This is a genomic window from Pseudomonas sp. Pseusp3, from assembly GCF_047304225.1.
Taxonomy (GTDB): Bacteria; Pseudomonadota; Gammaproteobacteria; order Pseudomonadales; family Pseudomonadaceae; genus Aquipseudomonas; species Aquipseudomonas fluorescens_CD.
On sequence record NZ_JBGLYV010000168.1, the window covers coordinates 1 to 7,710 of the forward strand.

Below are 7,710 nucleotides of genomic sequence, written 5' to 3' on the forward strand. Positions count from 1 at the left end.
AAAACTGTGGGAGCTGGCTTGCCAGCGAAGAGGCCGGCACATCCAGCATCAATGTTGCCTGACACGCCGCCTTCGCGGGCAAGCCCGCTCCCACAGGGGCAGCCTCTGGAGTGAGCTGCCCTCAGGAACGCACCACTTGCGAGTGAGCGGTAAAACGGGTGGCGACGATCTTCCATTGTCCGGCGATACGCCGGTAACGGTCCTGATAGAACCCACCCAACTGCCGCGTCGCCCCGCTCTCGCCATCCAGATTGAAATACCACAGGGCCCAACGGCCCTGGGCCTGATCCTCGCCAAGCACCTCGATTTCCGGGTTGGCGCCGTGGTGCAGGTCGATGACCCGTTCGTGGCAGGCCAGTTCGCGGTACAGCGCGACAAAACTGTCGCGCTCACGAAAGATCCCCAAAGGACCGTAATCGATCAGCACTTCACCTTCGGCAAAGCAGTCGGCAATCACCTCGACCTGCTTGAGATCGCAGGCATTGAGGTAGCGATGCTTGAGCTGGCGGATGTCCTCCAGCGCTTCCAGGCGGGCGATCCGCTGCTCCAGGTTCACGCGGCACCTCGCGGAGTCACGTTGACCTCACTCCAGAAGGCTTTCATCGAGCGGATCTGGCCGTCGGCATTGAACTCCATCACGTCGATCACATGCAGCGAGCACGGTTGCCCACCCCACTCCATGTCGACCCGGAATGGCATTGCGCCGTAACCGTTGAGCGTCGCGCGAACCGGGCCGGTCAGGGTCGCCGAGACTTGCATCGTCCCCAGTCCTTCACGGTAAAAGCGCGCGATGGCGTCGATGCCCTGCAACGGCGCCTGGCCGACCGGGTCTTCAACGCTGGCGTCTTTGGCGTAGAGCGCGAGGATGCCCTCGATGTCGCCGGCATCCACCAGCTCCACATAACGCGCCATGCTCTCTTGCACCTGCTGTGCGCTGATCATTCAGACCACCTCGAACAGGGCTGCGGCGCCCATGCCGCCACCGATGCACATGCTCACCACCACATAGCGCAAACCGCGTCGCTGGCCTTCGACCAACGCGTGGCCGACCATCCGCGCCCCGGACATGCCGAACGGATGGCCGATGGAAATCGCCCCGCCGTTGACGTTCAGGCGCTCGGCGGGAATGCCCAGGGTGTCGCGGCAATACAGCACCTGACAGGCGAACGCTTCGTTCAACTCCCAGAGGCCGATGTGCTCCATGGTCAGGCCGTGGCGCTTGAGCAGCTTGGGAATGGCGTAGATCGGGCCGATGCCCATCTCGTCGGAATTGCAGCCGGCGACGGCCATGCCGCGATAGATTCCCAGCGGTTCCAGGCCGCGTTTCTCCGCCAGTTTGGCACTCATCAACACCGAGGCCGACGCACCGTCGGACAACTGCGAGGCATTACCGGCAGTGATGAAACGCCCCTTGTCGCTCCACTGGCCGCCCGGCCACACCGGCTCCAGCGCTTTCAGGCTCTGGAGGGTGGTGTCGATGCGATTGCACTCGTCGCGCAGCAAGGTGACGGACTCATGGCGGGTTTCGCCCGTGGCCTTGTCGACGATCATCTGGCGGCTGGTCAGTGGCGCCAGTTCGCGGTCGAACCGCCCGGCACTCTGCGCCTGGGCGGTACGCAGCTGGCTCTGGTAGCTGTATTCGTCCTGCTCGTCGCGGGAGATGCCATAGCGCGCGGAGACGATCTCGGCGGTTTCGATCATCGGTATGTAGGCGTGCGGGTCCAGCTCGATCACCGAACCCGACTGGTTGCGATACAGGTTCTTGTGCTTGTTCTGCACCAGGGAAATCGACTCCAGGCCACCGGCCACGGCGATGTCGATTTCGTCGCACATGATGCCTTTGGCGGCCATGGCGATACTCATCAGGCCCGACGAGCATTGGCGCTCGACAGCCATCCCGGCAACCGATGCCGGCAAGCCACCGGCAATCGCGCACAGGCGCCCCAGGTTATAGGACTGCGTACCCTGTTGCGCCGCGGCGCCGATGATCACGTCGTCCACTTCGCCCGGCTCGATGCCGGCGCGGCGCACGGCTTCGCGCACCACGTGGCCGCCCAGTTGCGGCGCTTCGGTGTCATTGAACGCACCGCGAAAGGCTTTGCCGATCGGAGTACGGGCGGTCGAAACGATGACGGCTTCTTTCATGCTCAATTCCTCGAAATTCTGCTGGCCGGTTTACGCCGGGTAATAGCGGCTGATGGTGTCGACCACGCAGCCGGGGCGGTCCTCGCCGTCGATCTCGACGCTGACGCGGATGGTCGCCTGTACGCCGCCCTTCACTTCCTCGACCGCGATCAGTTGCGCACTGCCGCGCACCCGCGAGCCGACGCGCACCACCGCGGGGAAACGCACTCGCTCGCAGCCGTAATTGACGCCCATGGCCAGGCCACGGACTTCGACGATCTGCGGCAAGAACAGGTTGACCAGCGACAGGCTCAGGTAGCCATGGGCAATGCAGGCGCCAAACGGGCCGCTGGCGGCCTTGACCGGATCGACGTGAATCCACTGGTGATCGCCAGTGGCGTCAGCGAACCGGTCGATGCGGTCCTGCTCCAGCAACAGCCAGTCACTGGCGCCGAGCGATTCACCCACGGCGTCGAACAAGGCCATCGGCGTGTCGAAAATACGTGGCATGGTCACGCCCTCTGGCTGGACACCGACAACACTTCGCCGGTCATGTAGGAGCTGTAGTCGCTGGCCAGGAACATCATCACGTTGGCCACTTCCCAGACTTCGGCGGCGCGGCCGAACGCTTCGTTGGCGGCCAGTTGATCGAGCACCGCCTGAGGCGCGGATTTGCGCAGGAAATCATGCAGGGCAATGCTCGGGCTGACCGCATTGATGCGGATGCCGTAGTCAGCCGCCTCGACCGCTGCGCAGCGGGTCAATGCCATGACGCCGGCCTTGGCGGCGGCGTAATGCGATTGCTCTTTCTGCGCGCGCCAGCCCAGCACCGACGCGTTGTTGACGATGACCCCGGCACGCCGCGCCATCATCTTCGGCAGCATGGCGCGGGTCATGCGCATGGTGCCGGTGAGCGTCACATCGAGCACCCGGTTCCACTCCTCGTCGCCCATCTCCACCAGCAAGCGCGAGCCGCCAAGACCGGCGTTGTTGATCAGCACATCGACGCCTTGCAGGTCACGTTCGGCGCAGGCAATCAGTTGTTGCACCTGGGCTTCGTCGGCGACGTTGCAGACCTGGCCGAAGACCTGTTGCAACCCGGTGGTTTCACGAATCTTCAGCACCGCCTCGGCCAACCGGCCTTCATGGATATCGCTGATCATCAGTGCGCGACAACCTTCCTCGGCAGCGCGCACAGCGGCGGAAAAACCGATCCCGGCACCCGCCGCTGCGGTGATCAGCACCGACTTGCCGCGCAGCAGGCCGCGACCTTCAACATATTGAGGTACAGACATGAACTCTCTCCTTTCAGGCGCGCGGACGCGGCTCTTTGGGCATGCCCAGGGCACGCTCGGCGATGATGTTGCGCTGGATTTCGTTGCTGCCGCCGTAGAGGGTGTCGGCGCGGCTGAACAGGTACAGCGACTGCAAACGGGTCAGTTGGTAAGGCGCGGCTTCGAGCAATTCCGCTTCGGCGCCAAGGACGTCCATCGCCAACTTGCCGAGGCTGGCATGCCAGGTCGACCAGAACAGCTTGTAGATGGTCGCCTCCTTGCGCAGCGAACCGTCCTGGCTGCCCGAGAGCATGCGCAGCGAGTTGTAGCGCATGATCCGCAGCCCGCTCCAGGCCTCGGCCAGGCGCTGGCGCAGGATCGGATCGCGGTCTGCGCCATTGGACTTGGCGATGGCGATGATTTCGTTGAGTTCGTTCTGAAACTGCATCTGCTGGCCGAGGGTCGAGACACCTCGCTCAAAACCGAGCAGCGCCATGGCGATCTTCCAGCCGTCACCCGGCGCGCCGATGATGTTGGTGGCGTCGGTGCGGGCATCGTCGAAGAACACTTCGTTGAATTCCGAGGTGCCGGTCAGTTGTTCGATGGGCCGCACGGTGATTTGTACCTGGGCCATTGGCACCAGCAGGAATGACAGACCGCGATGGCCGACGCTGCCCGGTTCGGTGCGGGCGATGACAAAACACCAATCCGATTCGTGGGCCAGGGACGTCCAGACTTTTTGCCCGTTGATCACCCAGTTTCCGCTCGCCTCATCCAGCGTCGCGCGGGTCTTGACGTTGGCCAGGTCGGAACCGGCCCCCGGCTCGGAATAGCCCTGGCACCAGAAGGACGTACCGCTGACGATCCCCGGCAGAAAGCGCCGTTGCTGTTCGACTGTGCCGAACGCGGCAATGGTCGGCCCGGCCAGCCCTTCGCCGATGTGCCCCATGCGACCGGGACCACCGGCGCGGGCGTACTCTTCGTGGAATATCACTTGCCGGGTGATCGACAAACCACGCCCGCCGTGCTCCGGCGCCCAGCCGACGCAGGTCCAGCCACCCTCGGCGAGTTTGCGCTCCCAGGCTTTGCGCTCTTCGGGAAACATGTGCTCATCGCCCGGACCGCCACGAAAACGCAGGGGCTCGAATTCGCCGCAGAGGTTGGCGCTCATCCAGTCGGCGACTTCCCGACGGAAGTGCTCGTCCTGCTCGCTGAAACTGATTTTCATGGCTGCTCTCCAAGAATGACCGCGGCAATCCGCTCGCGATGCCAGGCCGGTAGCCCGAGGAAACTCTCGCTGGCGCGGGCGCGCTTGAAGTAGAGGTGCGGGTCGTACTCCCAGGTGAAGCCGACACCGCCGTGCAACTGGATCGACTCGGATGCGCAGGCGAAATAGGTTTCAGAGCACTGCGCCTTGGCCAGCGCCGCTGCCAGCGGCAGTTCTGCCGCGACCTGCGGATCACCCTGCGGATCGAGGGCTTCCTGGGCCACGCACGCGGCGTAATAACTGGCCGAACGCGCGCACTCGACCTGCAGCATCATGTCGGCGGCGCGGTGTTTGAGGGCCTGAAAACTGGCGATCGGGCGACCGAATTGCTGGCGTTCCTGCATGTAGGCCACGCTGAGGTCGAGCACCTGCTGCGCGCCGCCGGTCTGCTCGGCAGCCAGGCCGATGCAGGCCAGTTGCAAAACTCGCTCAAGGTGCGACCAGCCGTTACCGAGCTCACCCAGTAGGCAGTCGGCTTCAAGGTATAGGCCGTTGAGCTGGATCCGCGCCTGGCGCCGGGTCTGGTCCATGGTCGGCAGCATTTGCCGCTCGATACCGGCCCGCTCGGCGCTCACGGCAAACAGGCTGATGCCCGCCTCGCCGGTCGAACCGGGTTGCCGCGCAGCGATGACCAGAAGGTCAGCACCGTGCCCGTCGAGCACATGCTTGAGGGTGCCGTCGAGAACGAACCCGTCGCCCTCCACCACCGCCGTGGCCTGGACATCGTCGGCCGACCAGCCGTTGGCACTGCTGAACGCCAGGGTCGCGGTCACGCTGCCGTCGGCGATCGACGGTAACCAACGCTGCTTCTGTTGATCATTGGCGGCCAGCAACAGCGCAGGCGTGGCCATGCAGGCGGTGGCGAAAAACGGCGAACACAGCAGACGCCGCCCCATCTGTTCCAGCAGGATCGTCAGTTCGACAAAGCCGAGGCCGAGGCCACCAAAGGTTTCGGGGATATGAATGGCTGGCCAGTACATTTCCTGGCACAGACGCTGCCAGAGGGCTTCGTCAAAACCCCGTTCGCTGGCCATTGCCGCGCGCACGGCGGCAGAATCCGAGACATCGGCGAGGAAGCCCTCGGCCGATGCGCGGATCATTTCCTGTTCGTCGCTGAATGCAAACTCCATCGCGGCGCCTTCTGCTCGTGTGGCGGGGCGTGCGTGACGCAACGCCCCTTTGAGCTTGAAGTTTGGCGCCGGCCGGACGTGGCAGAATCGTTAGCCCTGCCTAGTCCGAACGGGTGATGTGCTGGCGTGTGTGTTCGGCCGGGACGCCGATCAGCGGCAGTCGCCCCCCATGCGCACGAGCAGCGCTGAACGGTCCGGTTTCAGGTACGGGTTGATTTCACCGACCTGGCATGACGCCAGGTTCTGCAATTGCGGCGCGAGGGGTTCTTGCACAAACAGCAGCCCCGCCGGACGGGACTCGGACTGCAACTGCGCCACCGTCAGCGGCGTCACTGGCCGGCCCATGTAATAGACCAGACGGATATCCGGCTCACCGAGGGTATAAGCCTTCTGCCCCCGCTGCCCATCGGCCAGCGTGGCAACCTGCTCAAGACCACCGACCCGGTGCGACAACACCCGCGCCTCGACGAACATGTAGAACACCACAAACCCGGCCAGCATCACGTAGGGCACAACGGCCAGGACCGTGCGCCAGCGCCCCTTGAGGTCATCGAGCACCGCCGACCAGTGCATCGCCAGCAGCAGCGCCATCGACGGATAAACCGGCAACAGGTACTTGCCGTGCTTTTCAGTGAACAGGGAGAACACCAGCAGCGGCAACAGGCTGCAGCACAGCAGCATGGCAGCCTCGCGGCGCGAGCGGATCATCGCCCAGAACTTGCGCGGCTGTACGAACACGATCAGCCAGAACGGGAAGAAATCACCGGCCAGGTACAGCAGATACGCGTACCAGGCCTCGGCGCCCTGCCCGTCGATCTTCTTCACGATGTCTTCGCTGATGATCGATGCCCAGATCCCCCAGCCCTGATTCACCGACACCGCCACGTACCAGGAACTGCCCAGCACCACGGCAATCAGCCAGCCCCAACCGTCGCACAGATAAGCCTTGGCCCGGGCATCACGGTAGATCAAGGCGTAGGCCAGGATCGGCGCCGTCACCCACAACAGGCAAACCGGTCCTTTGGTCAGCAGCGCGCAACCCAACAGCACATAGCTCAACCGACTCCAGAAGACCCGACCTTGCTGGAAGATGAACTGCCAGGCCGCCAGCAGTGCTCCGAAGCACAGCAGGGTCAACAGCATCTCGATTTCCGAGCGCCGTGCGAACAGGCTGAAGGCACCGTTCGCGGCCAGGAACACCACGGCGAACAAACCAACCTGCCGCCCCGCCTGCCGAACGCCGTACAGATAGGTGCCAACACAGCACAAGGCGGCGGCCAGCGCCGAAGGCAGACGCACGCTCCACTCGGACAAGCTGCCCAGCACCGCCGTTGAAACCAGGCCCGCCCAATAGAAAAACGGCGGCTTGGACAGGTACAAGTCACCGTTCATGTAAGGCAGCAGCCAACTGCCCGCCTCGCGCATTTCGCGCACGGTAACGGCGCGGCGGGCCTCGTTGACACTGAGGAACGGCACGCTGCCCAGCCCCCAGAAAAACAGCAACGCCATCGCGATGGCTACGAGCAACGTAATATTTCGGGTCGATAACGATCCGCGCATGACCTACTCCTTCAGGCTTCTGCTTTTGGCGATCAATTGCAGGTTGCGAAAATACACGATGGAGCCGAACGCCTGCCCGGCGATGAACACCGGGTCTTCGCGGTAAATGGCGTAGGCGAGCAGCAAGGTGCTGCCGACGATGCTCAGGTACCAGAAGCTCACCGGGATCACGCTGCGTTTCTTGTACTCGCTGTACAGCCACTGCAGGACAAAGCGCCCGGTAAAGGCGATCTGCCCCGCAAAACCGACGATCAACCACAAGGCTTCGCGGGAGAGGTTCATCCTTCGATCTCCTGGGCAATGGTGTTCAGCCGCGTGCGCTTGATCAGCCACCAGACCCCGAACAAATCGAGAA

General features: G+C 63.7%; 9 protein-coding genes. All 9 read right to left on the reverse strand.

Annotation, left to right across the window (positions count from 1 at the left end; all coding sequences use genetic code 11):
• Positions 1 to 121: 121 nt before the first annotated feature.
• The 9 genes from ACCD00_RS29470 to ACCD00_RS29510 all read right to left on the reverse strand — a co-directional run bounded on the left by ACCD00_RS29470 (position 122) and on the right by ACCD00_RS29510 (position 7,637).
• Positions 122 to 556 carry a nuclear transport factor 2 family protein gene (locus ACCD00_RS29470; protein ID WP_413428737.1) on the reverse strand — a complete coding sequence of 145 codons (435 nt, stop codon included), beginning with the start codon at positions 554 to 556 and terminating at the stop codon, positions 122 to 124.
• Positions 553 to 942 carry a steroid Delta-isomerase gene (locus ACCD00_RS29475; protein ID WP_413428738.1) on the reverse strand — a complete coding sequence of 130 codons (390 nt, stop codon included), beginning with the start codon at positions 940 to 942 and terminating at the stop codon, positions 553 to 555. The genes ACCD00_RS29470 and ACCD00_RS29475 overlap by 4 nt, the downstream gene beginning before the upstream one ends.
• On the reverse strand, positions 943 to 2,145 hold the full coding sequence (locus tag ACCD00_RS29480; RefSeq protein WP_413428739.1) for an acetyl-CoA C-acyltransferase: 1,203 nt from the start codon (positions 2,143 to 2,145) through the stop codon (positions 943 to 945).
• Positions 2,146 to 2,175: 30 nt separating this feature from the next.
• Positions 2,176 to 2,634, reverse strand: a complete 459-nt coding sequence (locus tag ACCD00_RS29485; RefSeq protein WP_413428740.1) for a MaoC family dehydratase — start codon at positions 2,632 to 2,634, stop codon at positions 2,176 to 2,178.
• Between the two features lie 2 nt (positions 2,635 to 2,636).
• A complete protein-coding gene (locus ACCD00_RS29490; protein WP_413428741.1) occupies positions 2,637 to 3,419 on the reverse strand; it encodes an SDR family oxidoreductase in 783 nt (260 codons plus the stop codon).
• Positions 3,420 to 3,432: 13 nt separating this feature from the next.
• Positions 3,433 to 4,626 carry an acyl-CoA dehydrogenase family protein gene (locus ACCD00_RS29495; RefSeq protein WP_413428742.1) on the reverse strand — a complete coding sequence of 398 codons (1,194 nt, stop codon included), beginning with the start codon at positions 4,624 to 4,626 and terminating at the stop codon, positions 3,433 to 3,435.
• Positions 4,623 to 5,795 (reverse strand): acyl-CoA dehydrogenase family protein, encoded by a 1,173-nt coding sequence (locus ACCD00_RS29500; protein WP_413428743.1) that lies wholly within the window; start codon positions 5,793 to 5,795, stop codon positions 4,623 to 4,625. The genes ACCD00_RS29495 and ACCD00_RS29500 overlap by 4 nt, the downstream gene beginning before the upstream one ends.
• 150 nt (positions 5,796 to 5,945) lie before the next feature.
• Entirely contained in the window at positions 5,946 to 7,355 is a 1,410-nt protein-coding gene (locus ACCD00_RS29505) for an ArnT family glycosyltransferase (protein WP_413428744.1), read from the reverse strand.
• 3 nt (positions 7,356 to 7,358) lie between these two features.
• A complete protein-coding gene (locus ACCD00_RS29510) occupies positions 7,359 to 7,637 on the reverse strand; it encodes a lipid-A-disaccharide synthase N-terminal domain-containing protein (RefSeq protein ID WP_413428745.1) in 279 nt (92 codons plus the stop codon).
• Positions 7,638 to 7,710: the final 73 nt, after the last annotated feature.